General features: G+C 69.6%; 26 protein-coding genes, 1 tRNA gene and 1 pseudogene. 13 read left to right on the top strand and 15 right to left on the bottom strand.

All coding sequences use genetic code 11. The annotated features are described in order from the left end of the window. Positions 1-10: 10 nt before the first annotated feature. Positions 11-457: pseudogene (locus tag EXE41_RS13895) on the bottom strand (SOS response-associated peptidase); the annotation flags it as partial. Positions 458-482: 25 nt separating this feature from the next. Continuing rightward, the gene (locus tag EXE41_RS13890; RefSeq protein WP_137691318.1) at positions 483-1,196 is read right to left on the bottom strand and encodes a glycerophosphodiester phosphodiesterase; all 714 of its coding nucleotides are present in this window, start codon (positions 1,194-1,196) and stop codon (positions 483-485) included. A 145-nt stretch (positions 1,197-1,341) separates the two neighbouring features. Between EXE41_RS13890 and EXE41_RS13885 the strand changes: the two genes are divergently transcribed. Next, positions 1,342-2,112: a ribonuclease H-like domain-containing protein gene (locus EXE41_RS13885; protein WP_137691317.1), complete on the top strand. Its 771-nt coding sequence runs from the start codon at positions 1,342-1,344 to the stop codon at positions 2,110-2,112. Positions 2,113-2,168: 56 nt separating this feature from the next. Here EXE41_RS13885 and EXE41_RS13880 read toward each other — a convergent pair whose 3' ends face one another. Then, positions 2,169-3,050 carry a hypothetical protein gene (locus EXE41_RS13880; RefSeq protein WP_199240888.1) on the bottom strand — a complete coding sequence of 294 codons (882 nt, stop codon included), beginning with the start codon at positions 3,048-3,050 and terminating at the stop codon, positions 2,169-2,171. A gap of 263 nt (positions 3,051-3,313) precedes the next feature. Continuing rightward, entirely contained in the window at positions 3,314-4,414 is a 1,101-nt protein-coding gene (locus EXE41_RS13875; RefSeq protein WP_137691315.1) for a polymer-forming cytoskeletal protein, read from the bottom strand. Between the two features lie 126 nt (positions 4,415-4,540). Here EXE41_RS13875 and EXE41_RS13870 point away from each other — a divergent pair, with 126 nt between their 5' ends. The 5 genes from EXE41_RS13870 to EXE41_RS13845 all read left to right on the top strand — a co-directional run bounded on the left by EXE41_RS13870 (position 4,541) and on the right by EXE41_RS13845 (position 6,322). Further along, positions 4,541-4,720 carry a DUF5786 family protein gene (locus EXE41_RS13870; protein ID WP_049929958.1) on the top strand — a complete coding sequence of 60 codons (180 nt, stop codon included), beginning with the start codon at positions 4,541-4,543 and terminating at the stop codon, positions 4,718-4,720. Between the two features lie 116 nt (positions 4,721-4,836). Further along, the gene (locus tag EXE41_RS13865) at positions 4,837-5,094 is read left to right on the top strand and encodes a hypothetical protein (protein ID WP_086215321.1); all 258 of its coding nucleotides are present in this window, start codon (positions 4,837-4,839) and stop codon (positions 5,092-5,094) included. 107 nt (positions 5,095-5,201) lie between these two features. Continuing rightward, on the top strand, positions 5,202-5,399 hold the full coding sequence (locus EXE41_RS13860) for a DUF5800 family protein (protein ID WP_049929955.1): 198 nt from the start codon (positions 5,202-5,204) through the stop codon (positions 5,397-5,399). Positions 5,400-5,723: 324 nt separating this feature from the next. Next, the gene (locus EXE41_RS13850; RefSeq protein WP_086215319.1) at positions 5,724-6,107 is read left to right on the top strand and encodes a hypothetical protein; all 384 of its coding nucleotides are present in this window, start codon (positions 5,724-5,726) and stop codon (positions 6,105-6,107) included. A 2-nt stretch (positions 6,108-6,109) separates the two neighbouring features. Then, positions 6,110-6,322, top strand: a complete 213-nt coding sequence (locus tag EXE41_RS13845) for a helix-turn-helix transcriptional regulator (protein ID WP_049929951.1) — start codon at positions 6,110-6,112, stop codon at positions 6,320-6,322. Between the two features lie 35 nt (positions 6,323-6,357). On the opposite strand, the gene EXE41_RS13840 is transcribed toward EXE41_RS13845, so the two are convergent. Further along, positions 6,358-7,659: a PQQ-binding-like beta-propeller repeat protein gene (locus EXE41_RS13840; RefSeq protein WP_137691314.1), complete on the bottom strand. Its 1,302-nt coding sequence runs from the start codon at positions 7,657-7,659 to the stop codon at positions 6,358-6,360. A gap of 114 nt (positions 7,660-7,773) precedes the next feature. On the opposite strand from EXE41_RS13840, the gene EXE41_RS13835 reads away from it, so the two are divergent. Further along, positions 7,774-7,974, top strand: a complete 201-nt coding sequence (locus EXE41_RS13835; protein WP_049929948.1) for a hypothetical protein — start codon at positions 7,774-7,776, stop codon at positions 7,972-7,974. 213 nt (positions 7,975-8,187) lie between these two features. Here EXE41_RS13835 and EXE41_RS13830 read toward each other — a convergent pair whose 3' ends face one another. The 4 genes from EXE41_RS13830 to EXE41_RS13820 all read right to left on the bottom strand — a co-directional run bounded on the left by EXE41_RS13830 (position 8,188) and on the right by EXE41_RS13820 (position 10,572). Next, positions 8,188-8,817 carry a glycosyltransferase family 2 protein gene (locus tag EXE41_RS13830; RefSeq protein WP_049929946.1) on the bottom strand — a complete coding sequence of 210 codons (630 nt, stop codon included), beginning with the start codon at positions 8,815-8,817 and terminating at the stop codon, positions 8,188-8,190. 111 nt (positions 8,818-8,928) lie between these two features. Next, positions 8,929-9,103 (bottom strand) — tRNA-Trp (locus EXE41_RS19115). A 118-nt stretch (positions 9,104-9,221) separates the two neighbouring features. Continuing rightward, positions 9,222-9,446 (bottom strand): DUF5795 family protein, encoded by a 225-nt coding sequence (locus EXE41_RS13825; protein ID WP_086215317.1) that lies wholly within the window; start codon positions 9,444-9,446, stop codon positions 9,222-9,224. Between the two features lie 109 nt (positions 9,447-9,555). Then, positions 9,556-10,572, bottom strand: a complete 1,017-nt coding sequence (locus EXE41_RS13820) for a DUF5794 domain-containing protein (RefSeq protein WP_086215316.1) — start codon at positions 10,570-10,572, stop codon at positions 9,556-9,558. A 525-nt stretch (positions 10,573-11,097) separates the two neighbouring features. Between EXE41_RS13820 and guaB the strand changes: the two genes are divergently transcribed. The 3 genes from guaB (at position 11,098) to EXE41_RS13800 (ending at position 15,411) form a co-directional block, all read left to right on the top strand. Then, positions 11,098-12,585, top strand: a complete 1,488-nt coding sequence (gene guaB, locus EXE41_RS13810) for an IMP dehydrogenase (RefSeq protein WP_089307795.1) — start codon at positions 11,098-11,100, stop codon at positions 12,583-12,585. A 201-nt stretch (positions 12,586-12,786) separates the two neighbouring features. Continuing rightward, positions 12,787-13,374 carry a HalX domain-containing protein gene (locus EXE41_RS13805; RefSeq protein WP_049929939.1) on the top strand — a complete coding sequence of 196 codons (588 nt, stop codon included), beginning with the start codon at positions 12,787-12,789 and terminating at the stop codon, positions 13,372-13,374. Between the two features lie 72 nt (positions 13,375-13,446). Further along, positions 13,447-15,411 carry a DEAD/DEAH box helicase gene (locus tag EXE41_RS13800; RefSeq protein WP_137691313.1) on the top strand — a complete coding sequence of 655 codons (1,965 nt, stop codon included), beginning with the start codon at positions 13,447-13,449 and terminating at the stop codon, positions 15,409-15,411. A gap of 50 nt (positions 15,412-15,461) precedes the next feature. On the opposite strand, the gene EXE41_RS13795 is transcribed toward EXE41_RS13800, so the two are convergent. Continuing rightward, positions 15,462-16,523 (bottom strand): phytoene/squalene synthase family protein, encoded by a 1,062-nt coding sequence (locus EXE41_RS13795; protein WP_086220036.1) that lies wholly within the window; start codon positions 16,521-16,523, stop codon positions 15,462-15,464. Between the two features lie 177 nt (positions 16,524-16,700). Between EXE41_RS13795 and EXE41_RS13790 the strand changes: the two genes are divergently transcribed. After that, positions 16,701-17,846, top strand: coding sequence for an acyl-CoA dehydrogenase (locus EXE41_RS13790; protein ID WP_086215960.1), 1,146 nt, complete (start codon positions 16,701-16,703; stop codon positions 17,844-17,846). Between the two features lie 28 nt (positions 17,847-17,874). Here the strand turns inward: EXE41_RS13790 and EXE41_RS13785 are convergent, their stop codons facing one another. Both EXE41_RS13785 and EXE41_RS13780 read right to left on the bottom strand, forming a co-directional pair. Continuing rightward, the gene (locus tag EXE41_RS13785) at positions 17,875-19,875 is read right to left on the bottom strand and encodes a PH domain-containing protein (RefSeq protein ID WP_137691312.1); all 2,001 of its coding nucleotides are present in this window, start codon (positions 19,873-19,875) and stop codon (positions 17,875-17,877) included. Next, positions 19,872-20,336: a PH domain-containing protein gene (locus EXE41_RS13780; RefSeq protein ID WP_049929933.1), complete on the bottom strand. Its 465-nt coding sequence runs from the start codon at positions 20,334-20,336 to the stop codon at positions 19,872-19,874. Before EXE41_RS13780 ends, EXE41_RS13785 begins: the two co-directional genes overlap by 4 nt. Positions 20,337-20,531: 195 nt before the next feature. On the opposite strand from EXE41_RS13780, the gene EXE41_RS13775 reads away from it, so the two are divergent. Beyond that, positions 20,532-21,827 (top strand): Glu/Leu/Phe/Val dehydrogenase, encoded by a 1,296-nt coding sequence (locus EXE41_RS13775; protein WP_049929931.1) that lies wholly within the window; start codon positions 20,532-20,534, stop codon positions 21,825-21,827. A gap of 45 nt (positions 21,828-21,872) precedes the next feature. On the opposite strand, the gene EXE41_RS13770 is transcribed toward EXE41_RS13775, so the two are convergent. Beyond that, on the bottom strand, positions 21,873-22,607 hold the full coding sequence (locus EXE41_RS13770) for a YqjF family protein (protein WP_086215962.1): 735 nt from the start codon (positions 22,605-22,607) through the stop codon (positions 21,873-21,875). A 67-nt stretch (positions 22,608-22,674) separates the two neighbouring features. Further along, positions 22,675-23,628 (bottom strand): cation diffusion facilitator family transporter, encoded by a 954-nt coding sequence (locus EXE41_RS13765; protein ID WP_049929928.1) that lies wholly within the window; start codon positions 23,626-23,628, stop codon positions 22,675-22,677. Between the two features lie 173 nt (positions 23,629-23,801). Here EXE41_RS13765 and EXE41_RS13760 point away from each other — a divergent pair, with 173 nt between their 5' ends. Continuing rightward, positions 23,802-24,503 carry an HD domain-containing protein gene (locus tag EXE41_RS13760; protein ID WP_086215963.1) on the top strand — a complete coding sequence of 234 codons (702 nt, stop codon included), beginning with the start codon at positions 23,802-23,804 and terminating at the stop codon, positions 24,501-24,503. Between the two features lie 60 nt (positions 24,504-24,563). Here the strand turns inward: EXE41_RS13760 and EXE41_RS13755 are convergent, their stop codons facing one another. Then, a complete protein-coding gene (locus tag EXE41_RS13755) occupies positions 24,564-25,310 on the bottom strand; it encodes a TetR/AcrR family transcriptional regulator (RefSeq protein ID WP_049929925.1) in 747 nt (248 codons plus the stop codon). Positions 25,311-25,348 lie beyond the last annotated feature (38 nt).

Here is a 25,348-nt window from a genome sequence, read left to right as displayed (position 1 = left end):
TCTACGAGCGGTGGGAGCCGCCGAACGCGCCGAGCCCCGTTTGGGTCGTCTCCGGCGTCGGCGGCTCCCACCGCTCGTAGATCCCCGCCATCGCGAACGGGCGGTCGTCGTCGAACGCGACGCGGTAGGGGGTCTTCCCGCCGCCGCGGTCGCCGCCGACCCACTCGTAGAAGCCGTCGGCGGGGACGAGACAGCGCCGGCGCTCGAAGGCGTCGGCGAAGCTCCGCTTCTCCCGCACGGTCTCCGCGCGGGCGTTGATGAGGTCGAACGACTCGTCCGCCCACGACGGGGTCAGCCCCCACTCCATCCGGGTCGTCTTGCCGGGATCCCGGTCCGCGATCACCGGTAGCGACTGCCCGGGCGCGCAGTTGTAGCTCGGCTCACGGTCGCCGAAGTCGGCGTCGAACCGCGCTTCGAGGTCGGCGGTGGGGGTGAAGAGGGTGTAGCGGCCGCACATATCGTCGCGTTGGAGCGGGAGCTACTTAGTCCCGCGACGACCGCCCCGGCTCCGGGAGCAGGTCCCACCGGTCGGCGATGATCCCGTCGACGCCGGCTCCGAGGAGCCGCTCGACCTCGTCGCGGTCTGTCGCGGTCCACGCGTTCACCCGCAGCCCGGCCTCGTGTACCGCATCGACGAACCCTGGCTCGGTCGCGACGTCGATCGGGGGGTGGACCGCGACGCAGCCGAGGTCGGTCGCCGCCTCGACCGCGCGCTCGGCGTCCCCGCCCGCGACGAGCAGCGCGCGCGCAGTCTCGGGGTCGCGGTCCCGCAGCGCCACGAGCGCCTGAGGGTGAAACGACGAGAACAGTACTTCGTTCGCCGCCCGCCGGGCCGTGTCGAGCGCGTCGCCCGCGACGGCCGGCTCCTTGACCTCGACGTTGACGGTGAGGTCGTCGGGCGCGGCGTCGAGCGCGCCGTCGAGCCGCGGGATCGACTCCTCGGAGCCGAGGACCGTCAGTTCGCGGAGTTCGCTCCAGTCGGCATCCGCGACGGGTCCGGACGCGTCGGTCAGTCGGCCGAGATCCGCGTCGTGGACGACGACGAGTTCACCGCTCGCACACCGTCGCACGTCGAGCTCGACGGCGTCGACGCGCGGTGACGCGCGCTCGATCGCTCCGACCGTGTTCTCCGGGTACTGGTCGGCGCAGGCGCGATGCCCGATCAGCGTGACATCGTCTGGGTCTGTCCGTGTCATCGCGGCGCTCGCGCCTCGCCCTCCCGTCGGTTCGCTCGCTCGATCACGCACGGCCCTCGGGCCCGGACCGTGTTAGCTCTTCGTCGGTCGGGGCCGCCCGCCCACTCCCGTCGGCTTTTTAGCTACGCGCCGCGCCGGAACGGACATGCGTATCGAGAACAGCTTCATCCCCGTCGAGGGGGTGGGCGAGACGACCGAACGACGCCTCTGGGGGCGGGGCGTCACCACGTGGGAGGCGTTCGACCCCGGGGTCGACGTCGCGGGCGTCGGGACGACGACCGCGGACCGGATCGAGTCGTTCATCGCGGAGGCGCTGACGCGGCTCGACGACGACGACGCGGCCTACTTCGACCGCGAGTTCCCCTCCGGAGAGCGCTGGCGGCTCTACGAGAACTTCCGCGAGGAGACCTGCTTCTTCGACATCGAGACCACCGGCCTCGACGAGCGCCGCGACCGCGTGACGACGGTCAGCTTCCATCAGGGCGGCGAGACGACGACGCTCGTCGCGGGCGAGGACCTCACCGCGCGCCGGCTCCGGGAGCAGTTCGCAGACGCGAGCCTGCTCGCGACGTTCAACGGCGCGCGCTTCGACGTCCCCTTCCTCGAAACATCCTTCGACGTCGAAATCGACACGCCCCACCTCGACCTGATGTACCCGGCCAAGCGGATCGGCCTCTCGGGCGGGTTGAAACCGATCGAGAAGGAACTCGGGATCGACCGCGACCGCCCGGACATCTCCGGCCGCGACGCGGTGCGCCTCTGGCGTGAGTACGAGCGCGGCGACGAGGAAGCGCTGGAGACGCTCGTCTCGTACAACCGCGAGGACACGGTGAACCTCCGGGCGCTCGCAGACGCGGTCTGTGAGGCCCTTGACGATGAAGTGTTCGTCGCCGCCCCGGACGGAGACGGCGACTGAGAGGGATCCGATAGCTCGGCGGGTATGGACCGATCGAGTGGCCGTCGCCGAGGCCGTTACCGACGCAGGACGGTGCCGCTGGACCCGACGACGACCGCGTCGCCATCGACGTCGACCGCGTTCAGGTTCTCGCCGGTCGGCGTGTCGAGGACGATCCGGTCGTCGGCGGTCGACTCCTGAACCACCCCGCCGCTGCCGACGACGTAGCCGGCCTCGCCGTCGGTCTCGACGTCGACGAGGTCGGCGTCGCCGAGGGCGTCGGGCGTCCAGTTCGCGCCGTCGTACGTCAGGAGCGTCCCGTTGCCGCCGGAGACGGCGACGTCGTCGGGGGCGTCGCTGTCGAGGCCGTAGAACGTCACGTTCGCGTCTTCGATGCCGATCGCGTTCCACGTGACGCCGTCGTCGGTGGCGAACACGCGCCCGTTCGTATCGATCGCGTGTCCGCTTCGGGGGGCGTGGAAGTCGATCGCGGGGAGCGCCGAGCCGCTCCCGGGCGTGACGTAGTCCCACGTCCCCGTCGCGCCGTTCTCGAAGCTGTAGTAGATCTTCCCCGAGTCGCCGGCGACGTACACGTTCGCCTCGCCGGCGGCGCTGGTGACCGCGACGTCGTTGTAGTTGTTCGTGTTGTCCATCGGCGCGGAGCGGTCAACGAGCGTGTCCGTCGCGGGGATGTACTCGCCGATGGCGCCGCTCGCGCCGACGAACCAGACGCGCTCGCCGTCGTCGGTGACCGACGCGCCGTAGAGGTTGTTCCCGTTTCCGGTCGGGCCGCCGTCGCGGAGCGTCAGCCAACCCTCCTCGGCGGGCGCGGTGAGCACGCCGCCGCCCCCGACCGCGAAGCGACCGGCGTTCGCCGACACCACGTCGTGAAGCGTGCTGTCCGTCTCGGTCGCCTCGACGGTCCAGTCCCTCTCCGCGGCCGCGGCTACGCTTGTCACGCTTCCCGATGCGACGATCGCGCCCAGCCCCGCCAGCGTCGCGCGGCGGGTCGCCGTCAGTGATCGGCTCATGTCGCACTCGGCCGTTTCGGCGGCCGTTGTAAGTGCCTTGTGTCCGTTCAGACAATTTGTGAAATTAAAACGGCTAAAATCGGGTTAAACGTCCGCCGAACTGGCGGCTCATCTGCGTTAATGTGTCTCTTCAGGCTTCGATACAGCTGTTCTGGGATCGGCGGGTACTGGCCGAAGACGTTCTCTCCCGGTCAGGAGTCGTTCTCTGACTCGACCGCCTCCGTCGCCGCCCCGGCGTCGGCGGTCACCGCTGCGGTCCCCTCGGCTTCGGACTCGCCGTCTGTCTCGGGGGCGTCGTCCTCGCGCGCGGACTCCGTCGTCTCGTTCTCGGTCCCGTCGCCCGGATTGGCGTCGTCATCTCCGACTCCGTCCGGCTCCTCGCTGTCGACTCCGTCTGACCCTCCGGCTTCGGCTCCTCCCCCTTCCTCGACTTCGTCCGCCTCGGTTTCGGGGCCCGTCCGCTGTACCAACTTCATCTCGCCGCGCGCCCGGAGCGTGCCCTGTATCTCCGCGCCGTCGTACACCACGAGGTCGCCGGCGGAGACGTCGCCGAGGACGCGCGCGCCGGCCTCGACGGTCACGGTTCCGCCCCGGGTTGTCACGTCGCCGTGAATGACCGTCTCCGCGCCCACGGTGATGTCTTCGCGGGCGCGCAGCGAGCCGAACACCTCGTTGCGCTCCCCGACGCGGATCGACGCCGCGCGGAGGTTGCCGTGGAGCCGGCAGTCGTCGCCCACGGTCGCCGGCGTCGACACGCGCCACGCGTCGTCGGCGATCTCGGCGCTCCGCGGGATCAAGAGTGGGTCGCGGACGTCGTCGCCGTCGGCGAGCGCCTCGGCAAGTTCGTCGGCCGCGTCGGTCTCGCCGACGCGCAGCAGCTGCGAGAGGACGATGAAGTAGAAGACGATCGTCGGCACCGGGTTGCGGATGACGATCCAGCCGTTGGCCTCGAACCCCTCCTCGATCGTCACGTCGTCACCGATGTCGAGGTCGCCCGACACCATCAGGCGCCCGGTGACGGTGACCCGCTCGCCGAGGTACGCGTCCTCGCCGACCAACACGTTGCCGTCGACGGAACACCAGGTGTCGAGCCGGCAGTCTCCCTCGGCCTCGATGTCGTCGCCGACGCTGACGCGCTCGCCGATCGCGACGTTGCGGCCGCGGACGCCGAGCTCGACGGTCGACTGGCCGCCCACGAGCACGTCGCCGTCGACGACGACGTCGTGCTCCTCGACGGTCGTCCCCGAGGGGATCGCGAGCTCCTCTATCGGGCCGCCTCCTCGCAGCGACACACCGGGAGCAGTCGCCCCGCGCGTATAAACGGTACGGGGCGTCGGACGAACGTCGGACGCGAGTGAATCGCTCTCGCACGGGATCGCGGTCGCGGTGCTTTTCAGTGCGCCGCCAAACGGACAGGTATGGGATTCGGATCGTACGACGAGAGCGAACAGAAGGATCAGGACGTCGATACCGACGAGGACGACGCGGTGAACGTCCACGAGAACGACCACGACGGTGAGGTCTCCATCGAGGGCGACGCCGACACCGACGACCTCGTCGGCCGCCTCTCCGAGATGCGCGACGAGGACGACGACTGAACTGCCCCTCTCCTGTCACGCTTCGACGCGACTCGCCGCCGACCGGCCGTGGCCGATGTGCGTACAGTTCGCACACCCGATTCGGATTTATCTGTTTCCGCGGCGTGTGTTACTCTATGCCACGGAGGCATAAACTATCGAACCGATCTAGCCGTTCGACGCGGAGCAACCGCCGGAAACGGACGCGCGGTCCCGATCGGCTCGCCGCCGCCGACTCGGAAGATAGCGACGGCGAGGACGCGAACGCCGATTCCACTTCGGCCGCGACGGTCGCGCTCGCTCGCCGCCTCTGCGCGAACGGGAACGAACAGGCCTGCGAGACGCTCGAACGACTCTGCGAGTCCGGCCACGACACTGCCTGTAACGCGATCTGACCCGGACCCACGGCCGACTCGCCGCGGGCAGGTCTCGTGATACACCTCGAAACCGCCGACTCCCTGTGTTCGTGCCGCTTATCCCCTCTCGTCGAGTATCTGAGCGCATGCGTACCGAACTGACGTTCACCGACCGCGGGGTCGACGTCGTCTACGAGGGGACCGAGTTCGAACTGGAGAAGGCGCTGATCGAGGAGGCCACCGGGAAGTCGTACCGGGACGTCACCGACCACGAGGTCCTGACGATCGTCGCCGAGGACCCGGAACTCGACGGCGAGCCGGTCCGGATCGGCGACGTGTTGTGACTTCTCCCACGACTACACTCGTGGGCTTTCATCACTGAGGGGTAGGTCCACGTCTTCGGGAGTTCGCAGGTTCCATCTCACCGCTGGTTCCTTCGAGTACGACCTGCCTTGCGGGCTGGGCCACGACAGCCCCCGCCGTCGATAGCGGGCTCGTGATCTCCTTACCGACGGCCCGCTGCCCGATATTTGACGCAATTCTCGCGAGGGAGGGGTCTCGCGCCGGTTAGCAGAGTAAGAAATATATAACGTTAGATCAAATTTACATCTAGAGGTGACCACTCCATGCGACCTCAGACGCGATACCGCATCGGACGAGCCGTTCACATGCTCGTGACGGTACTGACCCTCAACCTCGGACTGGCCCGCGAATCGGCCCCGCTCATCGCGGGCGGCGCGGTGCTGTTCGTCGCGTTCTTCCCGGTCAGCCGGACGCTCGCCGACCGCGTCGGTCACACGCCGATCGACGAGCGCACCCGCGAGATCACGCGGACCGCCGCGAGCCGCGCCGTGATGCTGCTGTTCGGGGCCGCGCTCGCCGTCTTCCTCCTCGGGTCCGCTCTGGAGGCGACGGGCGGACTCGCCGGCGTCGCGGCGACCGCCTACGCGCAGGCCCGCGTCGTGGTGGTGTGGGCCGCCGTCGCGATCTGCGTCTCCTCCGTCGCCCACGGCACGCGGGCTTGGGTCCGACGGCGGGGCGTGGAGGCGTAACCGTGGAGTTCGAGACGCGTATCCGGGAGCTCCGCGAAGAAGCGGGGTTGACGCAGGCCGAACTCGCCGACCGCGTCGACGTGACCCGGCAGACGGTCCTCTACGTCGAGAAGGGTGAGTACAACCCCTCCCTGGAGCTCGCGTGGCGGATCGCGCGAGAGTTCGACGCCCGAATCGAGGAGGTGTTCGAGCTACCCGATCGACCGCGGCCGTGAGCGGTCTTGGCGGTCCTCCACCGCAGCCACGCCGCTCACTCCGCGGCGACGAGCTTGTACCCGCCGCCGTCGGTGTCTCCCCCCTCCGGGTCGGGAGCGCGCTCGGCGTAGTAAATCTCCCCGTCGACGACGCGGGGGGCGCTGGTGATCCAGCCGTCGTGGTCGACGCGCCACACCTCGTCACCGGAGTCGGCCTCCAGCGCGTAGAGCGTGCCGTCCTTCGACCCCGTCAGCACGCGGTCGCCGGCGACCGTCGCGCAGCCGGTGAGCGGGCGGCCGGTCCGGAAGCGCCACTCCACGTCCCCCGTCGCCGCGTCGAGCGCGTACAGGTGGTCGTCGTGACTGCCCATGTACACCACGTCGCGCTCGGGGTCGATCGCGGGCCCCGTCATCGAGAGGTCGCCCGTCTCGAAGCGCCAGTCCTCCTCGCCCGTCTCCAGGTCCACGCGGTACACGTTGAAGTCCCACGAGCCGAAGAAGGCGGCGCCGTCGTACGTCGCGATCGGGCCCTTGATCTCGCCGTCGTTGGACGCGGGCGGGTCGGTCGCGAAGCGCCACTGGAACTCCAGCTCCGGGAAGCTCCAACAGTAGCAGTAGCCGTCGTTCGACCCGCACACCATCCGGCCGGCGGCGAGCGAGATCGCGGGCGAGGAGTGGGGGTGGTCGGTGGGACGGTGGTCGGGCTCCTCCCACGTCACGTCGCCCGTCGCCGCGTCGACCGCGAACAGCCGCCCTTCGGGGTTTGGAAACTCGACCGAGACGTACAGCTCCCCGTCGAGGTACAGCGGGCTCGACCCGATCGAGCCGCCGAGGTCGGTCGACCACTTCAGGTCGCCGGAGTCGAGCGCGAACGCGTAGAGGACGCCGTCGTACGCGCCTACGTAGGCGTGACCGTCCGCGACCGCGGGCGTCCCGTGGATCCCGCGCCCTCCCGCGTCGGTCTCGCCGCACCAGCGAACGTCCCCGTCGGTCGTTATCGCGAGGAGGTCCCCCGTGTCGCCCGGGAGGACGACGCCGCCGTCCGGGGTCGGCACCGCGCTCGCCTTCGCCGCGCTGTGGTCGCCGGTGTTGACCGCCGGGATCCGCCACGCCTCTTCGACCGCGTCGGGCACCGTCTCGTCCGGGTAGTACCCCCACCGCTCCAGCGAGCCGCGGAACTGCGCCACGCCCGGAGGTATCGTCTGTCGCGTCGCGTCCCCCGCGCCGGGGTCTACGTCCGGGGCCTCGCGGGGCTCGTCCACGGGCGGGTTGTCGAGCGAGGCACAGCCGGCCGCGGCGGTGGTCGTCGCTGCGCCGACCGCGGCGAGCCACTCGCGTCGGGAGCGGGCGTCGGTCATCGGGCTAGCCCTCGGGTCGGTGTCGCTTTAGTGTGGCGGCCCCGTCGGCGGCGAGCGCGTCGATGGCGCGCGTCCGACCGGACGACTTTTTCCGACGGTGGCCGAAGCGAGGGTATGGACCTCGGATTCGATCTCGGCGCGAACGTCCCGTCTGGCGTGTTCACGCTTCACGCCGTCATCGCCGTCGTGTTCCTAGGACTGGCGGGCCTGAACGGGGCGAACGGCGAGGCGATCGGACTGGCGATCTACCTCGCGATGGCGGGCATGATCGCGCTCGTCGGCTTGCTCGCCGGGCGGATCGTGGCTCGCCGCTGACCGGAACTTTGCCGACGCTTCGCGAGACGCGGTCGATACCCGTCGAAGCCGTCTCGACCGATCACTCCCGTCGGCCTCGGTGAGCGCGATCCGCCGTCGCGGACAGGCACCACGGCGCCCACAAGAGGGGGCGAGAAGCTCTCGAACCCGTTCGTCGACGCGTAGGGATCCAGACACAACGTCCCCGATACGTATCGCGACTACGTCCAGCGCCTACGACCGACGTGGGGCAAGCATCAGGTACCGCAGCACGTGGAAGAGCTGTCTGCCGTGTTTCCAAGCGATCCCGCGCGGTTTCTGAATCGAGCGCGTCTCTGCGGGAACCTCTCCGATCCTCGCCCCGTTGGCGGCCGCCTCTAACACGAACGTCCCACAGGTACAGGCCGTGTCGAGATCGAGCGACACGGCCAGTTCGCGACGGAGCGCGCGGAACCCCGTACCCGAGTCCCGCACGTCGATCTTCAACCGCGCCAGTTCGTTGAGTAGCCGTTCCGAGGGGCGCGGAATGGTCGATCTGGCACCGAGAACCAGATCCAACTTGCCGTCTCTGACCGGTCGAACGAGACGGTCGACGTCTTCGGGACGGTGTTCCCCGTCGGCGTCGAACGTGACGACGATCTCGGACGTCGCCTCTCGGAACCCGCGTTTCAGCGCGCGGATATAGCCCGCGTTCTCCGGCTGTCGAACGACGTCCGCTCCCGCGTCCTCGGCCTCCGCCGCCGTGGCGTCCGTCGAGCCGTCGTCCACGACCAGCACGGCATACTCGTCGACGAGATCACGAACGACCGGCCCTATCCGACCCGCCTCGTCGTAGGCCGGAACGACAACGGTGACATCGTCCATGAGCTATATTGCCAACATCTGCTCCTATATGTATCGTGTATACGCCGGCTCCCAAGCACGGACTCAGCGAGCTACTGTAGTCCGCCGACTGGGACCTCTGAAGCAAGGGTATGGGGCCGGAGGGATTTGAACCCCCGATCGACTGATATCTCCGGTGCGCCTCGGAACTCCAGAGGGTCGTCAACGCGACCGATGATCAGTCGGCCGCTCGGTATATCAGTCTGGAGTGTCGTCCCGGGCGCAAGCCTCTGGAGTCAGTCGCCATGCCTGGCTTGGCCACAGCCCCGTGTGATCTCGCATTGGTCTGTTGCCGAAACGCGGATAAAGGGGTTTCGATCACGGACGATCCGACGACGTGGCGGCGGCGAGCGAACGCGCGCGACACGGCGGCGATCCGACCGGCGTTACTCTCGGTCGTCGTCGCTCCAGTCGCAGTCTTGGCACTTGTACCCGGTGACGAACTCGGTCACGCTCGGCATGTACCCGACCGAGATGACGTCCCCGCCGCACTCCGGGCAGTCGCGGTCGGCGTCTGCGATCGGTTCGGCCTCCAGCACGGACTCTCCTTCGATCAGCTCTGCGAGCTTCTCGGGCGTCACCATCCGCCCCTGAACGACGCGGTTCGACATACCGTCCGTTCGGGGTCGAGTACCTAAACCCCGGCGACACGCGGGGCGATCACGGAGCCGTGCGATCCGGGGCAGAAATCGGATATGTCGGTCGCCGGCTACGCCGGGCTTACAGCCACGGCGCGCGGGAGTCGTCGTCGGTGAACGGGTCCGCCCCGTCGTCGTCGGCGTCCCGACTCTCGCCCCCGTTCGCGAGGACGGCGACGTCGTCGTCGACGATCGGGGAGGGCCCCTCAGGCGGCGCGTCGAGCGGCGGTTCGCTCGGCGCTTCCTCCGACTCTTCGTCGGCGTCGGTGGGGTCGGCGTCCGACTCGTCCGCGCCGTCGATGGGACCGTCCGGCGCGTCGTCGTCGGGCGCCTCGTCGTCCCCGGCGGCGCCCTCTTCTCCCTCCGAGTTCGGGTCGTACGCGAACAGGGTCGTCACCGCGAGCACCGCGAGCGCGACGGGCGCCTCCGTCTGCATGAGGTCGAACGGGCCGAGCAGGATCGGCAGCGCGAGCACGCCCAGCGCGACCGCGGAGCCGAACCGGAACCGATCGATGTCGACGCGGCCGCGGAGGTGCGGCGACAGCAGCGCGATCGACAGCGCGAACGCCACGCCCACGGCGGCGGCCGCGGTGCCGTTGACGACGTACTCGGTCGAAGTCCGCAGGGCGAACCCCGACGGCTCGAAGCTCGCGACGAGGCCGAGTCCGATGATCACGCCCGGGCTCGGCAGGTATTCGCCGATTTCCGAGCTAGCGGTCTTCGCGGCGATCGTCAGGATGACAAGCCCGGCGAACCGCTCGAAGACGGGCAGGTTGAGCAGCTCCTGGAGAGTTGGCGCGAGGGCCGCCTCGACGGCGGCGACCGGGATGATCACCGCGCCGATCAGTAGCACGGACGCGACCATCTCCCGACGGGTCCCGTCCATCTCCGCGAGGATCACCGCAGCGGTCGCGGAGCCGCCGAAGATCAGGATACCGGTCTCGACGACGCCGGTGGCCGATCCGAGGACGCCGGCGACGACGAGGGCGGGGAAGATGCCGTCGATGAGCGGCAGGACCATCACGGTCGCGAGCAACTTCGTCGCGCTCCCGACCTGCTGTTCTAATCGCAGGGCGACCGGGTGACGTGACGTGCTCATTTAGGGACGATAGCCCTGACCGTCGGGGTGGCGGTGGGACGCGTGCGACTCGCAGTGGTCCGGGGACCAGCACGCGGAGTCCACGCCGCGGGAGGTCCGACGAGCCCATGTAAAGGGTTTGCGCGGATTGCCGGCTGTGAAGCGGACGCCGAGGTCGGCGTTCGACTGGCCGGCGATACGCGCGTTCACGGGACTGTCGGAGTCCATACCTGATATACGTGTTTCGGTCGCGTTAAAGGTTGTGTGAGACGCGTCCGCATGACACGACGTATTCACGGTGAACGCGCGGCTCCGACGAGGAACCGTCGCCGCTTTCGGGGCTTCTCCGATCATCTCTCGGCTCCGGCTCTCACTCCGGACGCAGAGCGGCTTCGACGGGCCGAACGGACTCAATCGTTCTCGAACCGATCGCGTCTCGGCCGATTGATAACCATGATCATGTATATAATAGGGATTCGAATGTGAGCAACAACCACGTCCGTGCCGTCTCGCAACGCTTTTCATCGGCCGTTCATGACGGATTATATGGCGACAGATTCTGGCCGATTCTCGGCGAAGCTCGATGTCCCGGAAGCGCTGACGTTCGACGACGTGCTCCTCCGTCCGAAAGAGAGTCGGGTCGAGCCCGACGACGCGGACCTGACGACGCGCGTGTCGAAGCACGTCGAACTCACCGTCCCCGTGCTGTCGGCGGCGATGGACACCGTCACCGAGAGCGACCTCGCGATCGCGATGGCCCGCGAAGGCGGCCTCGGCGTCCTCCACCGCAACATGACCGCCGAGGAGACGGCCGCCGAGGTCGAGCGCGTCAAGCGCGCGCACGAGCTCGTCATCCGCCGCGAGAACGTCGTCACAGTCTCGCCCGACGACACCGTCCGCGAGGCCGACGAGGTGATGGAGCGGCAGGGCGTCTCCGGCGCGCCGGTCGTCGCCGACGACGACACGGTCCTCGGTATCATCTCCGGAACCGACATCCGGCCCTACCTCGAAGTCGGCGAGGACGACGCCGTCCGCGAGGCGATGACCGACGAGGTGATCACCGCCCCGGACGACGTCGATGCGCGCGAGGCGCTCGAACTGATGTACGATCATAAGATCGAGCGCGTCCCCATCGTCGACGGCGACGAGCGGCTCGTCGGGCTGGTGACGATGCAGGGGATCCTCCAGCGCCGCGAACACGAGGACGCCGCCCGCGACGACCGGGGGCGCCTGCTCGCCGGGGTCGCCGTCGGCCCCTTCGAGGAGGAGCGCGCCGTCGCGGCGGATCAGGCCGGCGTAGACGTCATCTTCATCGACTGCGCGCACGCCCACAACCTCAACGTGCTCGACTCGGCGGAGGCGATCAAAGCGACCGTCGACGCCGACGTGGTCGTCGGCAACGTCGGCACGCGCGAGGCCGCCGAGGCCGCGGTCGACTTCGCCGACGGGCTGAAGGTCGGCATCGGACCGGGCTCTATCTGTACCACGCGCGTCGTCAGCGGCGCGGGCATGCCCCAGATGACCGCGGTCGCGGAGGTCGCGGACGTCGCCGCCGAGCACGACGTGCCCGTGATCGCCGACGGCGGGATCCGGTACTCCGGCGACGCGATCAAGGCGATCGCGGCGGGCGCGGACGCCGTGATGCTCGGCTCGTACTTCGCCGGCACCGACGAAGCCCCCGGCCGCGTCATCACGATGCAGGGGAAGAAGTACAAGCAGTACCGCGGGATGGGGTCGGTCGGCGCGATGAAGTCCGGCGGCGGCGACCGCTACCTCAAAGAGGAGGACGAAGACGAGGAGTTCGTCCCCGAGGGCGTCGAGGCGGCGACCCCGTACAAGGGGAGCCTCGCCTCCGAGCTCCACCAGCTCACGGGCGGGATGCGCTCCGGGATGGGGTACGTCGGCGCGGAGACCGTCCCCGACCTCCACGAGCGCGCGGAGTTCGTCCGCGTCTCGACCGCGGGCCAGAGCGAGAGCCACCCGCACGACGTGATGATCACGGACGAGGCGCCCAACTACAGCCCGGACGAGTAACCGGAACCGACCGCCGACCGAGCGCGGTCCCTGTCGGGTCGCCCCCCACCGCGTCGCGCTGCGCCTCGTCGACTCCGGTCGCGTCTCGTCCGATCGCGTCCGGCCGAGCGACCGATCAGCGTGGCGCTTCGAAGAGGTATTTTAATATAGCCAGCGGAGAGACGAAACGTGTGAGCGAACACCCCCTCGCTCCCGTCATCCATGAGTGAGCAACCGCCGCTGGTCCTCGTGGTCGAGGACGAACCCGATCTGGCTGACCTGTACGCCGCTTGGCTCGGCGACGAGTACCGCGTCCGGACCGCGTACGGCGGCCGCGAGGCGCTCGACCAACTCGACGAGGTCGACGACGAGGTCGACGCGATCCTCCTCGACCGACGCATGCCGGGTCTCTCCGGCGACGAGGTCCTCACGGCCGTCCGCGAACGGGGCATCGACTGTCGGGTCGCGATGGTCACCGCCGTCGAGCCAGACTTCGACATCCTCGAGATGGGGTTCGACGACTACCTCGTCAAGCCCGTCACGAGCGAGACGCTCCGAGAGACCGTCGAAGGGCTGTTACGGCGCGGCGAGTACGACTCGGAGGTCCAAGAGCTGTTCTCGCTGACCTCCAAGAAGGCGATGCTGGAGTCCGAAAAGAGCGCCAGCGACCTCGCGGACAACGAGGAGTACCAGCGGCTCACCGGTCGGATCGACGAGCTCCGCGAGCGGGCCGACGAGTCGCGCGACGCGGTCGCGACCGACGACGAGGACTACGAGAAGCTGTTCCAAGACTTCGACGCCGACGGGTAGTCGGCGACCGAACGGGTTCGAGAGGGGGCGCCGCGGACTCTTTATCAGCGATCCGGCCGAAGGCGTGTTCGTATGCGCGTCCGGGACCTGCCGCTTTCGTCACGCGTCGTCGACCACTTCGCCGAGCGCGGCGTGCGCGAACTGTACCCGCCGCAGCGCGCGGCGGTCGACGCGGGCGTCTGCGAGGGCGCCGATGTCGTCGCGGCGGTGCCGACCGCCTCGGGCAAGACACTCGTCGCACAACTTGCGCTCCTGACCGCCGACGGCCCCGGGCTCTACGTCTGCCCGCTCCGCGCGCTCGCCCGCGAGAAGTACGAGACGTTCGCGGCGCTCCCCGGCGTCGACGTCGGCATCTCCACCGGCGACTTCGACGCGACGGGCGAGGCGCTCGCCGGCAACGACGTGGTCGTCGCTACGAGCGAGAAGGTCGACTCGGCGATCCGCAACGGCGCCTCGTGGGTCGACGCGCTGGCCTGCGTCGTCGTCGACGAGGTCCACCTGCTCGGCGCGACGGGGCGCGGACCGACCCTCGAAGTGACGCTGGCGACGCTCCGACGCCGGAATCCGGACCTCCAGACGGTCGCGCTGTCGGCGACGGTCGACAACCCCGAGGCGATCGCCGACTGGCTCGACGCCGCGCTCGTCGAGTCCGAGTGGCGGCCGGTCGACCTCCGGACCGGCGTCGCCGTCGGCGGCGAGGTCGACTTCGACGACGGCACGAGCCTCTCGGTCGACCTCGACGAGACCGAAATCGACGGCGACGGGGACGCTGACGACGAGAACGATCCGACCGAGGTCACGGCCGCGCTGGTCGCCGACGCGGTCGCGGACGGCGGCCAGTGCCTCGCCTTCGTCCGCTCTCGCCGCGAGGCGGTCGACCTCGCCGAGCGGCTCGCCGAGGACGGCCTCGCCGCGGAGTTGGGGATCGACGAGGCGGCCGCCGCGGCGGCCGAGGAGGCGACCGACGTGGACGGCACGCTCACCGGCCGACAGCTCGCCGACTGCCTGCGGACAGGCGTCGCGTTCCACCACGCCGGGCTCCGGTCGGGTCACCGCGCCGTCGTCGAGTCGGCGTTTCGCGAGCGCGACGTGGCCTGTATCTGCGCCACGCCCACGTTGGCGGCCGGCGTCAACGTGCCCGCGCGCCGCGTCGTCGTCCGCGACCAGCGCCGGTACGGGGAGGGTGGCATGGCGTGGATCCCGACGCTCGAGGTCCACCAGATGTGCGGCCGCGCCGGTCGGCCCGGCCTCGACCCGCACGGGGAGGCGGTCCTCGTCGCCGACGCCGACACTCGAGGGGAGGTTCGCGAGCGCTACGTCGAGGGCGAGCCCGAGGCCGTCGAGTCGCAGCTCGCCGAGCCGGGCGCGCTCCGGACGCACGTGCTCGCGGCGGTCGCGACGGGGTTCGCCGCGACCGAGTCGGAGATCCTCGACGTGTTCGAGGGGACGTTCTACGCGCGGGAGACGGGGGCGGGCGGGCTCGCCGACGCCGTCGCCGTCGCGGTCGACGACCTCGTTGCGGCCGAGATGGTCGCGCGGGAGACGGGCGGGGTCGAGGACTACCGCCTCGTCGCGACGGCGGTCGGCGAGACGACCTCGAAGCAGTACGTCCGCCCGGAGACCGGCGAGCGGATCGTCGCCGGCCTCCGCGCGGCGGCCGACCTGTCCGAGGCGACGACGCTCACCGCCTTCGAGGTGATCTGCGACACGCCGGACATGCAGGACACCTACCTCGGCAACGCCGAGCGGGCCGACATCTACCAGTTCGCCCGGAGCAACGCCGCACAGCTGACGACGGACATGACCGACCCGGACGACTTCGAGGGGTGGCTGGAGTCGGTGAAGACCGCCCGCATCCTAGACGAGTGGATCGGGGGCGCGACCGTCGAGGAGCTGGTCGAGCGGTACCGGATCGGTCCGGGCGACCTCGACTCCCGTGTCGAGCGCGCGGAGTGGCTGCTGAGCGCGGCCGAGGCGCTCGGGGAGACGACGGGCGTGCGCGTTCCCGCGGTGTCCCGGGCGCGGTCGCGGCTGTGAGCGACGAGGGATGCCGGGGAAAAACGAAAGCGGCGGCGACGCGCGGCGGCTCAGTCCGCCGAGCCGACCGCGCGGTGGAACGGCGTCCGGGCGATGGTCTGGCGCAGTTCCGCGAGCGAGTCGCGGCCGACGTCGCTCGCCGCGGACATCACCGCGAACACCTCCTGTCTGGACACCTTCACGCCGGTCTCGGTGAGCGCGTCTTCCGGGCGGGTCCCGAGCTCTCGGAGGGTACCGACCGCGAGCAGGTACGGGACCGTCCACGCCTCCATCGTGTTCCCGTTCGACAGCGGCATCGTCTCCAGGTACGCCTGCGCGTCGTCGAGGAACGAGCGGGCGTAGTCCGCGGTCCGGCCGACGACCCGCGCGGACGACTCGCGGTTCTCGGGGTGGACAACGCGCTCCTGCTCGACGCCCTCGGCCTCGAGCCACTCGGCAGGGAGGTAGACGTTGTTCTCCTCGGTGTAGTCGTCGTAGACGTCCTTCGAGACGTTGACGAGCTGGAGGAGGAGGCCGAACTCCTCGGCGGTCTCCCGCAGTCGCGTCGCGCGCTCCTCGGTGAGGTCGCCGCGGGTGAGCAGGTTCGTGATGAGGTTGCCGACGGTGCCGGCCGCGTAGTAGCAGTACTGTTCCAACTCGTCGCGGTCGTCGATGCGGAGTCCGCCCTCGGTCGCGTGACGCTCGACGAACATCGCCATCCCGTCGACCATCTCCAACACCGGCGGGACGATGGCATCCTGGGCCTCCGGGTCGAGCTCTTCGAACGTCGCAGCGATCGTGGGCGCCTCGGCGACGACGGTCCAGTCGTCGTCGCGCTCCGCGGGCAGCCACTCGTCGACCGACGCGCGGAACGCCGCGATGTCCGTCTCGTCGTCCGGATCGATCGATCGCCGGTACGTCCGCAACACGTCGCTCTGGGCGTCCGGCGGGATATGACCCGCGTCCTCGACCGTGTCGGCGACGCGGCAGAGGAGGTAGCCGACGCAGATCTGCGACGCCATCGGCTCCTCTAACACGTCGACAGTCAGCGCGAAGGTCCGCGAGACCCCCTGGACCGCCTCGTGACACCACTCGAGGTCGGCCTCGCCGGGGCCGTGTTCTCGTCCGCTCATTCAGTTGCCGGTATTTACGGCACAACGCATAAAAACCCTCGTGGAACGTCCGCCGGGCGTCGACCGCGGGACGGGCGGCCGAAATCGCACGACTCGACTCCCGTTAGCTCCGACGAACCGACGACCCGTGTACAATCGTGTGGAAACGGCTAAGTCCGCCCGGCCAAAGGCTCGGGTATGGAGTTCACGCTCACCGAAGAGCAGCGTCAGATACGCGACACCGTCGCGGAGTTCGTCGACGAGGAGGTCGTTCCGCGCGCGGCCGAGATCGACGAGACCGACGAGTTCCCCGCCGACCTGGTCGAGGAGATGGCCGACCTCGGTCTCATGGGCATGCCGTTCCCGGTGGAGTACGAGGGCGCGGGCCTCGACTACCACAGCTACGCGATCGGGCTCGAAGAGATCTCCCGCGGCTCCGGCGGGCTCGGGACGGTCGTCGCCGCCCACACCTCGCTGGCCGGCAACATGCTCTACGAGTTCGGCGACGAGGCCCAGAAGCAGGAGTACCTCACCGCGTTAAACACCGCCGAGGACATCGGCGCGTTCGCCCTCTCGGAGGCGGAGGCCGGCTCCGACGTGCCGGCGATGTCGACCACCGCGGAACGCGACGGCGACGGCTACGTCGTGAACGGCGGCAAGCTCTGGATCTCGAACGGCTCCGTCGCTGACACGGTCACCCTGTTCGCCAAGACCGACCCCGACGCCGGCCGGAACGGCATCTCCTCGTTCGTCGTGCGCCCCGAGGAGGACGACGGGTTCATCGTCGAGGGGACGGAGGACAAGCTCGGCGACAAGGGATGTCCGACCGCGGAGCTCCGGTTCGACGACATGTGGATCCCCGAGGACCGGCTGCTCGGCGAGGAGGGCGACGGGTTCGTCCACGCGCTGAAGACGCTCAACGGCGGGCGCATCACCATCGCGGCCCGGTCGGTCGGGATTGCGCGCGCGGCACTTAACGAGGCGAAATCCTACGCCCAACAGCGCGAACAGTTCGACCGCCCCATTTCCGACTTCCAGGCGATCCAGCACAAGCTCGCCGACATGGACACGAAGGCGCGCGCGGCGGAGCTGCTGATGCACGAGGCGGCCGACCTGAAGATGCGCGACGAGGACTACATCAAGGAGGCCGCGCAGGCGAAGCTGTACGCCTCGGAGATCGCCCGGGAGGTCGCCAACGAGGGCATCCAGATCCACGGCGGCTACGGCTACACCAAGGACTTCCCCGCGGAGCGGTTCTACCGCGACGCCAAGCTCTCGGAGATATACGAGGGAACGAGCGAAGTGCTCCGCAACACGATCGCACAACAGCTCCTCGACGAGTGAGCGGGCGGGGCCGCGCGGGCCACGCCCCTCAGCGGTCGTCTGGAGTCTCGCCCTCCCCGTCGCGGTCGCCGTCCGCGATGTCGCGATCGCCGTCCGCCGCGTCTCCGTCTGCCTCGCGCTCCTCGCCGGATCCCGGCCCGTGCGCCACGTCGGCGTCCGACGGGTTCTGGTCGACCGCGTACTCTCCGGTGTCGATCCGCTCCGCGGGCTCCGAGTAATCGCGATCGCTCGGCGAGAAGTCGGGCCGGACGACGCCGTCCTCGGGGATATCGAGGTCCTCCTCGGACGACGCCTCGCTCGCAACGTCGTCCGCCTCGGCGTCGGCGACCACGTCGTCGTCGGGTTCGTCGCCGGCGTCCTCGCTCCCTACGCCACCCTCGCCGACGCCGCCCCTCTCGTCTCCCGCGGGCTTCTCGCCTCCAGGGGGCTCCTCGTCTTCGGCGGGCTTCCCCTCCTCTGTGCGACTCCCGACGCTTCCGTCCGTCTCGTCGACTCCGTCCTCTCCCCCGTCGTCGCCGTCGAGCCATTCGAAGGAGTCGGCCCCGTCGCTTCGGCGGGCCGCGACGGCGGTCGCGAGGCGCTCGGTGAGGGTCTGCTTCAGCGCCTCGGCCTCGCCGACCTCGAAGTCGACGGCGGCCGCGTCGCTGCCGGTCAGCGAACCGGTGCCCGCCGTGTCGGCGACGATCGTCGCCACGCCCCACCGGCGCTGGAACACGGTCCGGCTGTCGATCACGTTCTGGATCCGGTAGTACGGGACGACGGCGACGGTCCGGCTCCAGAACCCGTTCCGCGTGAGGAGGTGGTCCTCGCCGACCCAGTAGCCGCGGTGTTTCCACTTCAGGTGCGCCGCGGGCGGGACGGCGAGGAGGAGGGCGGCCGCCCCGTACCAGGGGATCGACGGCGACACGTACCAGTTCACGCCGTACGCGATCCCGGTGAGGACGCCGACGATCAGCGTGTACCGGATGACGTACCGCCAGCGGATCCGCTTCGGCAGGCGGTTGAACTCCGGCGTCCCGAACGACTCGACCTCGTGTGCGAGCCGGTAGACGCGGTCGGTGGCGGCGATCGGGACGGCGGACTGGTTGCCCGATTCGCTCCCCTGTCCGGGGGCGTATCCCGCCGTCTCGATAGAGAGGCTCGCGTAGCCGAGCGCGCGCTTGGCGGGGTTGTCGGTGATCCGCAGCGCCTGGATCTTCTCCGTCGGGATCGACCCGCTGTATCGCCGGAACAGCCCGCGTTCGTAGCGCAGCTCGTCGCCGGCCCGCGAGAGCCGGAACCCGTAGTAGTTCGAGAAGGCGACGCCCGCGCCGATGAGCCACGACGCGATGAAGAGGGCCGCGACCCCGACGATCGCGGTCGCGGTCAGCGCGGCGGCCGAGGTCTCCGGCAGGAAGCTCGACAGCACCGGGAACGACCCGGAGCTGAGGAACGCCAGCAGCCCGATCAGGCGCCCGTCGAACGACAGCGCGCCGACCATGGCGAGCTCGCCGGGCGAGATGGCGAACAACACTTCCTCGTCGGGGCCGAACGCGTCGTCTTCACCGGGGTCGACCGCGTCGGCGTCGGTCCCCGACGCCTCGCCGTCATCGTCTCGGCGGGCGCGTCCGGACTTCCGGCGCTGGACTTCGCGCTGGAGCCGCGTCGCCTCGTCGGGCGTGACGAAGCGGATCGACCCCTCGGTGCTGGAGCCGCCGGCGGTCTCTAAGTCGACCGCGGCGACGCCGATCGCCCGCTGAATCACGCCGCGGCTCACGTCGACGTTCTGGATCCGCCGGTACGGGATCTCCCGCTCGCGTCGCGAGATGACGCCGGAGGAAATGTCGAGCGTGTCCTCGGTGAGGACGTACTCGAACCGGCGGTAGTACGCGACCTCGTAGGCGAACGTGACGAGGAGGATGGCGGCGCCCCCGCCGACCGCCAACGGGAGCCCGAAGCCGCCGCTGTTCACGATCACGAACAGCGCGACGGCGGTCCCGGCCGCCTTCTGGAGCGCGCGGTACGGGACCGACTGCGGCGCCAGCTTCACACCGCGTCCTCCCCGTCGGCGCGGATCGCCAGCCGCTTCAACTCCTCGCGGAGGTCGCTCGCGCCGTCCGGCGTGAGTCCCGGGATCCGCACGTCCGCGCCCCGCGATCCGGCGGTGTACACCACGCAGGAGGCGAGCCCGACCGTCCGTTCGACCGGGCCGCGGCGGGAGTCGACGTGTTGGATCCGCACCAGCGGCACCGTCGTCCGGACCTGCGTGACCACCCCGCGGTCGAGGTAGATCGCGTCCTCGCGGATCTCGTAGCTCCAGCGTCGGTACCGCAACAGCGCGTGGGCGACGGTGAGCGTCAGGACGACCCCCCCGACGGCGACCGGTGCCCACCGCGGGAGGTACTCGAAGTACGCGCCGCCGACGAAGGGAGCGGTGACGAGCGCAGACAGCAGCACCGCGCGGAGGACCCACACGACCTGGACTCGGGGATGGAGCGTCTGTGCCGTCATCGACGGTCCCCCGTCGCATGTCCGTGTGTCATGTCCGCGGCTTGTTCCCCCCGACGTATAAGTCCGGTCGGACGTGGCCGGAAGGCTTCGACGTGCGAGCGCCGATCCGCGGGCGTCGATTGCCGTGATTGTTATCATTTATCAAAGGAGAAACTTGCCGAAACCAATATCACGAACGATCGAGTCGTGGTCGCCATGGCCGACGATCCGTTCGAGAACATGCTCGCCCAGATGGACCGCGCCGAGGAGTACGCAGACGTGGACCACGGGGTGTTCGAGCGGCTCAAGCACCCGGAACGCACGCTGAAGGTGACGCTCCCGGTGGAGCTGGAGTCCGGGGAGGTCGAGGTGTTCGAGGGGTACCGCTGTCAGTTCGACAGCGCCCGCGGGCCGTTCAAGGGCGGCGTTCGGTTCCACCCGACGGTCACGCAGCGAGAGGTCGAGGCGCTCGCCGGGTGGATGACGTGGAAGACTGCCCTGGTCGACCTCCCGTACGGAGGCGCCAAGGGCGGCGTGATCTGCGAACCGAAAGACCTCACCGAACGCGACCTCGAACGGCTCACCCGGCGGTACACCGAGGGGATCCGTCGGATGATCGGTCCCGAGATCGACGTGCCCGCGCCGGACATGAACACGAACCCGCAGACGATGGCGTGGATGATGGACACCTACTCGATGTACGAGGGGTACTCCGTCCCGCAGGTCGTCACCGGGAAGCCGCTTGAGATCGGCGGAACGCCGGGTCGCGTGGAGGCGACCGGTCGCGGCGTCTCGCTCGTCACGGAGCGGCTCTTCGAGTACCTCGACCGCGACCTGTCGGACGCGACGATCGCGATTCAGGGATTCGGGAACGTCGGGTCGAACGCGGCCCGACTCCTCGACGAGGGGGGCGCCAACGTGGTCGCCACCTCGGACGTGTCGGGCGCGGCCTACGACCCCGACGGGCTCGACGTGGCCGCGCTCGGCGCGCACGTCGACGCCGGCGGACTGGTCGAAGAGTATGTCGCGGGCGAGATCCGCGGCGGCGCGAGCACCGCCGACTCCCGCTGGGACGACCCCGACCAGATCACCAACGCGGAGCTGCTCACGCTCGACGTCGACGTGCTCATCCCGGCCGCCGTCGAGGGCGTGATCACCGCCGACAACGTCGACGACCTCCGTGCGTCGGCGGTCGTCGAGGCGGCGAACGGCCCGACGACCGTCGCGGCCGACAAGGCGCTTACCGAGCGCGACATCCAGGTCGTGCCGGACATCCTCGCGAACGCGGGCGGCGTCATCGTCTCCTACCTGGAATGGGTCCAGAACGCGCAGGAGTTCTCGTGGCCGCTGGAGACGGTCAACGCCGAGCTTGAGCGGCGCATCGGGAGCGCCTTCGACAAGACCGTCGAACAGTACGACACGAAGGAGCTCCCCGACCTGCGGACCGCCGCCTACACGCTCGCCTTGGAGCGCACCGCGAAGGCTCACGAGTACCGCGGGCTGTTCCCGTAGCCGGCCGGTCGCGGTCGCTTCCGGCCGCGGACGCTCCGCTCGGCGTCAGGCCCGCCTGATCCGGTCGGCGGTGACCGCGATCGGCTCGGCGTAGTGGAGGATCGGGTCGCCGTCGGGGGCCTCGAAGCCGTTCGCCGCGAACAGCGTGTTCGCCCGGATATCCGCCTCGGCCGGCCGCAGCGTCCACGGGTCGTGTTCGATCTCGCCCACGTACAGCCGCCCGCTCTCTCCCGCGGTGTAGAACCGGTAGTTCTCCAGTAAAAACGCCGGCAGCGACCCGATATCCGGGGTGAACGCCTCGCCGGCCGGCGCGTAGGTCGCGTCGAACCGCGCGTGCGGGACGCCCTCGTGGACGCGACGGCTCGCGAAGCGGACGGCATCGCGCGCGTCCGCGTCGACGCCTCCCTGCCCCGCGCCGCCGCTCGTCGCGGTGCCCCGAACGTCGGTCTCGGCGCGGTAGTACGGGAGCCGGAATAGCCCGCGGGCGACCGCGACGCCGAGACGATCGTCGGCGTCGAGGCTGTGGAAGTAGACGCCGGGACCGTTCGGCCCCTCGACGTAGGTCCGGAGGTTGAGTTCGGGGAACGACAGCCCTCGCGGGACCCCGCGCGGACGGATGTCCTCCATCACGAACGGGACGACGCCGAGGTACGCGTCGCCGTCGTGAGTCGCGACCGAGAGCCCGTCGGGCAGCGCCGCGGCGACGGTCGACGGGTCGACGGGCCAGTGTGCGAACAGTCCGTCCCGCCACGTCATCTCCAGCCAGCGGCGACCGAGCATACCGATCTGTACGTGACGAGGGGGCAAAACCCGCACGACACCGGCGGTTTCGGACCCCCGCCGACGGTCACTCTCGCGGGCCGGCGTCGTCCCCGCGATCGGCCGCGGAGTCGGGCGCCTCCGGCGCGTCCTTCCACTCGCCGAGGCCGGACGGATCGAGGTGGACGTGGACGTCGCCGACGTCCTCCAGTCCGCGCAGGGTCGTGACGAGCTCCGTCTCCACGCTGTGGGCCTCTCGGAGCGTCATCTCCCCGTCGACCTCGACGTGGACCTCGACCTCCAGGTCGGTTCCGTCGTAGAACACGGTCAGGTCGTGGACGCCCTCGACGGCGGGGTTGTCGCGGAGGGCGGCGACCACGCGCTCGCGGTCGCCCGGCGGCGGCGCGCCCCCGACGAGGTACGTGACGTTCTCGCGGCCGATCTCGATCCCCTGGTAGACGACGAGGAGGCTGACGAGCGCGCCGGCGACGGGATCGAGAACGGGCACGTTCAGGAACACGCCGAACACGCCGACCAGGGCGGCGATCGTGGTGTAGATGTCGTTGAGACAGTCGACCGCGAGGGCGGCGAGCGCCGTCGAGCCCAGGTCGGCGTTCACCAGTTCCGTGTACCGATACAGCAGGTACATGTCCGCCATCGCGAACAGCAGCGCCCCGACGAGGAGGAGGCTCGCCCGCACCTCCACCGGGCCGACGAACCCGAGCACGGACTCGCGCAACAGGAGCAGCCCGAGGACCGCCACCGTCGCGCCGACGAACAGCGCCGTCAGCGGCTCGATCCGCTGGTGGCCGTGCGGGTGCGTCTCGTCGGCGCTCTCGTACCGCGATCCCCCCCAGACGAACACGACCGCGCTGGCGACGAGGTCGGCGACGGAGTGCGCGGCGTCGGCCAGCAGCGCCACGCTGTTGAACGCGAGCCCCGTCGCGCCCACGACGGCTATCTTCGCCGCGTTGCCTGCGACGTTCACCGCCGCGGCCCGCTGGAACCGAGCGCGGTCGTCGTTCCCGAAGGGACTCAACATAGCAGTCGGTGCGCCCGCGACCCTGTTAAGCGTCTCGCGTCGCGTCAACGCTCGCCGCATCGCCGGAAGGCGGCCGCTAGCGACGGCCGTCTCGCGCCCGAAGACTCCGTCGTAACGCCTAAGACCGAAACGCTCCTCGCCTACGGTAATGAATCACGATCTTTTCGCCCGAGGTGGTCCCGGTGGGCGTCGAAATTAAGGAAACGGAGGTGAGCGACGAGGATTTCGAGGAGATGAAAGGCTTCGTCCGCGACTACCTCGCGGCCAGCGTCGAGAGCGAGGACGACGGCGGGCGCATGCGCTGGTACCCCTGGCACTCGGCGTCGTACCGGTTCAACCACATCCTCAACGTCGTCGACCTCGCGACAGAGATCGCCGAGGCGGAGGGCGCCGACGTGGACGTGGTCCGCGTCGCGGCCGTCTTTCACGACGTCGCCAAGCTGGAGGCGGAGCAGGACGTCCACGCGGAGGCCGGCGCGCGCGTCACCCGCGAGTACCTCCAGAGCCGCGGCAACTACCCCGAGTCGTTCATCGAGGAGGTGTGCGGGGCGGTCGTCGACCACTCGTACACCGGCGACCTCGACGACGTGCCCCTCGAGAGCCGGTGTCTGATCGAGGCCGACGTGCTCGACAAGGTCGGCGCCAACGGCGCGGTCCTCATGCTGTTGCGCATGGGGTACGAGTCGCGCACGCACATGGACTCCGCGAAGATGGTCGACCGCGTGCTCCAGCGAGCGCACGACCATACCGACCGCGTCGTCTCCGACACCGCCGAGAGCATCGCCCACCAGCGGATCAAACGCGTGAAGTGGCTCCGCGAGTGGCTCGAAGAGGAGGTCTCCAGGATGGACGCCGACGGCGTCACCGACCGCTGAACCGGTCCCCTTCCTCCCGGCAGCCGCCGGAAACGAGGCCAGTCGCCGCCGAGAGCGAACTCAGTCCGCTTCGTCCGTCTCCACCAGCGGCAGGACCCGTTCGAGGTACCCGTCGATCCCGGCACGGGAGTCGTCGACCCAAGCTCCTCCGTTGGTCGTCGTCCAGCGGAACATCCCCCCGGTCGCGAACGTCTGGAGGGTCGCGACGACCTCCTCAACAGGTACCGATGGTGGGCTGGCTCCCGCTGCGTGCCCGTCGGGCGCCTCCGTCTCGGCCGCGGCCTCGCGGACGAGCCGCTCTAGGTACTCGCCGAAGACCCGGTCGCTGCGGTCGAAGTGCTCGCGGTACGCCTCGTCGTTCGCGGCCTGCGCGCGGAGCTCCGTCATCACCGTGACGAACTGCGCGTCCGGTGCGTAGGCGCCGTCGAGGGACGCGGGATCGACCGCTGCCGTGAGGTAGATGTCGAGCTCGTCCCGGGCCGAGCGCTCCGGAGGCGCCTCGGCGCCGTCGCTGTTCGCGCTCGGAGCCGACTCGTCGACCGGCTGCGAGTCGCCGCCGCTGACGGGCGGGGGGTCGCCGCTGTCGGAAATCGAGGCCTCGAACTCGTCGAGCAGGAACCCCATGAGGTCGACGAGCAGGTCGTCTTTGCCGTCGTAGTGGTGGTACACCAGCGACGGGCTCTTGTCGAACTCGTCGCCGATCCGCTGGATCGTGACGCTCGCGTACCCGTGCTTCCGGAGCGCGCGGAACGCCGCGCCGAGGATCGCTTCCCGCGTGTTCGTCGGCTCCGCGAACGGTCCGTCCATGTTCTGGATACTGGCGCCGACTATATATCGGCCCTGAT

This window comes from Halorubrum sp. SD690R, assembly GCF_005435035.1.
Classification (GTDB): domain Archaea; phylum Halobacteriota; class Halobacteria; order Halobacteriales; family Haloferacaceae; genus Halorubrum; species Halorubrum ezzemoulense.
The sequence above is the reverse complement of the archived record's forward strand: the minus strand, read 5'-3'. Positions and strand labels throughout refer to the sequence as shown.

What these genes read in the sequence shown, in the direction of transcription:
- EXE41_RS13890 (WP_137691318.1), bottom strand. Translation starts at nt 1,196, where the DNA reads ATGACACGGACAGACCCAGACGATGTCACGCTGATCGGGCATCGCGCC.
- EXE41_RS13885 (WP_137691317.1), top strand. Translation starts at nt 1,342, where the DNA reads ATGCGTATCGAGAACAGCTTCATCCCCGTCGAGGGGGTGGGCGAGACG.
- EXE41_RS13870 (WP_049929958.1), top strand. Translation starts at nt 4,541, where the DNA reads ATGGGATTCGGATCGTACGACGAGAGCGAACAGAAGGATCAGGACGTC.
- EXE41_RS13865 (WP_086215321.1), top strand. Translation starts at nt 4,837, where the DNA reads ATGCCACGGAGGCATAAACTATCGAACCGATCTAGCCGTTCGACGCGG.
- EXE41_RS13860 (WP_049929955.1), top strand. Translation starts at nt 5,202, where the DNA reads ATGCGTACCGAACTGACGTTCACCGACCGCGGGGTCGACGTCGTCTAC.
- EXE41_RS13850 (WP_086215319.1), top strand. Translation starts at nt 5,724, where the DNA reads ATGCTCGTGACGGTACTGACCCTCAACCTCGGACTGGCCCGCGAATCG.
- EXE41_RS13840 (WP_137691314.1), bottom strand. Translation starts at nt 7,659, where the DNA reads ATGACCGACGCCCGCTCCCGACGCGAGTGGCTCGCCGCGGTCGGCGCA.
- EXE41_RS13835 (WP_049929948.1), top strand. Translation starts at nt 7,774, where the DNA reads ATGGACCTCGGATTCGATCTCGGCGCGAACGTCCCGTCTGGCGTGTTC.
- EXE41_RS13830 (WP_049929946.1), bottom strand. Translation starts at nt 8,817, where the DNA reads ATGGACGATGTCACCGTTGTCGTTCCGGCCTACGACGAGGCGGGTCGG.
- EXE41_RS13825 (WP_086215317.1), bottom strand. Translation starts at nt 9,446, where the DNA reads ATGTCGAACCGCGTCGTTCAGGGGCGGATGGTGACGCCCGAGAAGCTC.
- EXE41_RS13820 (WP_086215316.1), bottom strand. Translation starts at nt 10,572, where the DNA reads ATGAGCACGTCACGTCACCCGGTCGCCCTGCGATTAGAACAGCAGGTC.
- guaB (WP_089307795.1), top strand. Translation starts at nt 11,098, where the DNA reads ATGGCGACAGATTCTGGCCGATTCTCGGCGAAGCTCGATGTCCCGGAA.
- EXE41_RS13805 (WP_049929939.1), top strand. Translation starts at nt 12,787, where the DNA reads ATGAGTGAGCAACCGCCGCTGGTCCTCGTGGTCGAGGACGAACCCGAT.
- EXE41_RS13800 (WP_137691313.1), top strand. Translation starts at nt 13,447, where the DNA reads ATGCGCGTCCGGGACCTGCCGCTTTCGTCACGCGTCGTCGACCACTTC.
- EXE41_RS13795 (WP_086220036.1), bottom strand. Translation starts at nt 16,523, where the DNA reads ATGAGCGGACGAGAACACGGCCCCGGCGAGGCCGACCTCGAGTGGTGT.
- EXE41_RS13790 (WP_086215960.1), top strand. Translation starts at nt 16,701, where the DNA reads ATGGAGTTCACGCTCACCGAAGAGCAGCGTCAGATACGCGACACCGTC.
- EXE41_RS13780 (WP_049929933.1), bottom strand. Translation starts at nt 20,336, where the DNA reads ATGACGGCACAGACGCTCCATCCCCGAGTCCAGGTCGTGTGGGTCCTC.
- EXE41_RS13775 (WP_049929931.1), top strand. Translation starts at nt 20,532, where the DNA reads ATGGCCGACGATCCGTTCGAGAACATGCTCGCCCAGATGGACCGCGCC.
- EXE41_RS13770 (WP_086215962.1), bottom strand. Translation starts at nt 22,607, where the DNA reads ATGCTCGGTCGCCGCTGGCTGGAGATGACGTGGCGGGACGGACTGTTC.
- EXE41_RS13765 (WP_049929928.1), bottom strand. Translation starts at nt 23,628, where the DNA reads ATGTTGAGTCCCTTCGGGAACGACGACCGCGCTCGGTTCCAGCGGGCC.
- EXE41_RS13755 (WP_049929925.1), bottom strand. Translation starts at nt 25,310, where the DNA reads ATGGACGGACCGTTCGCGGAGCCGACGAACACGCGGGAAGCGATCCTC.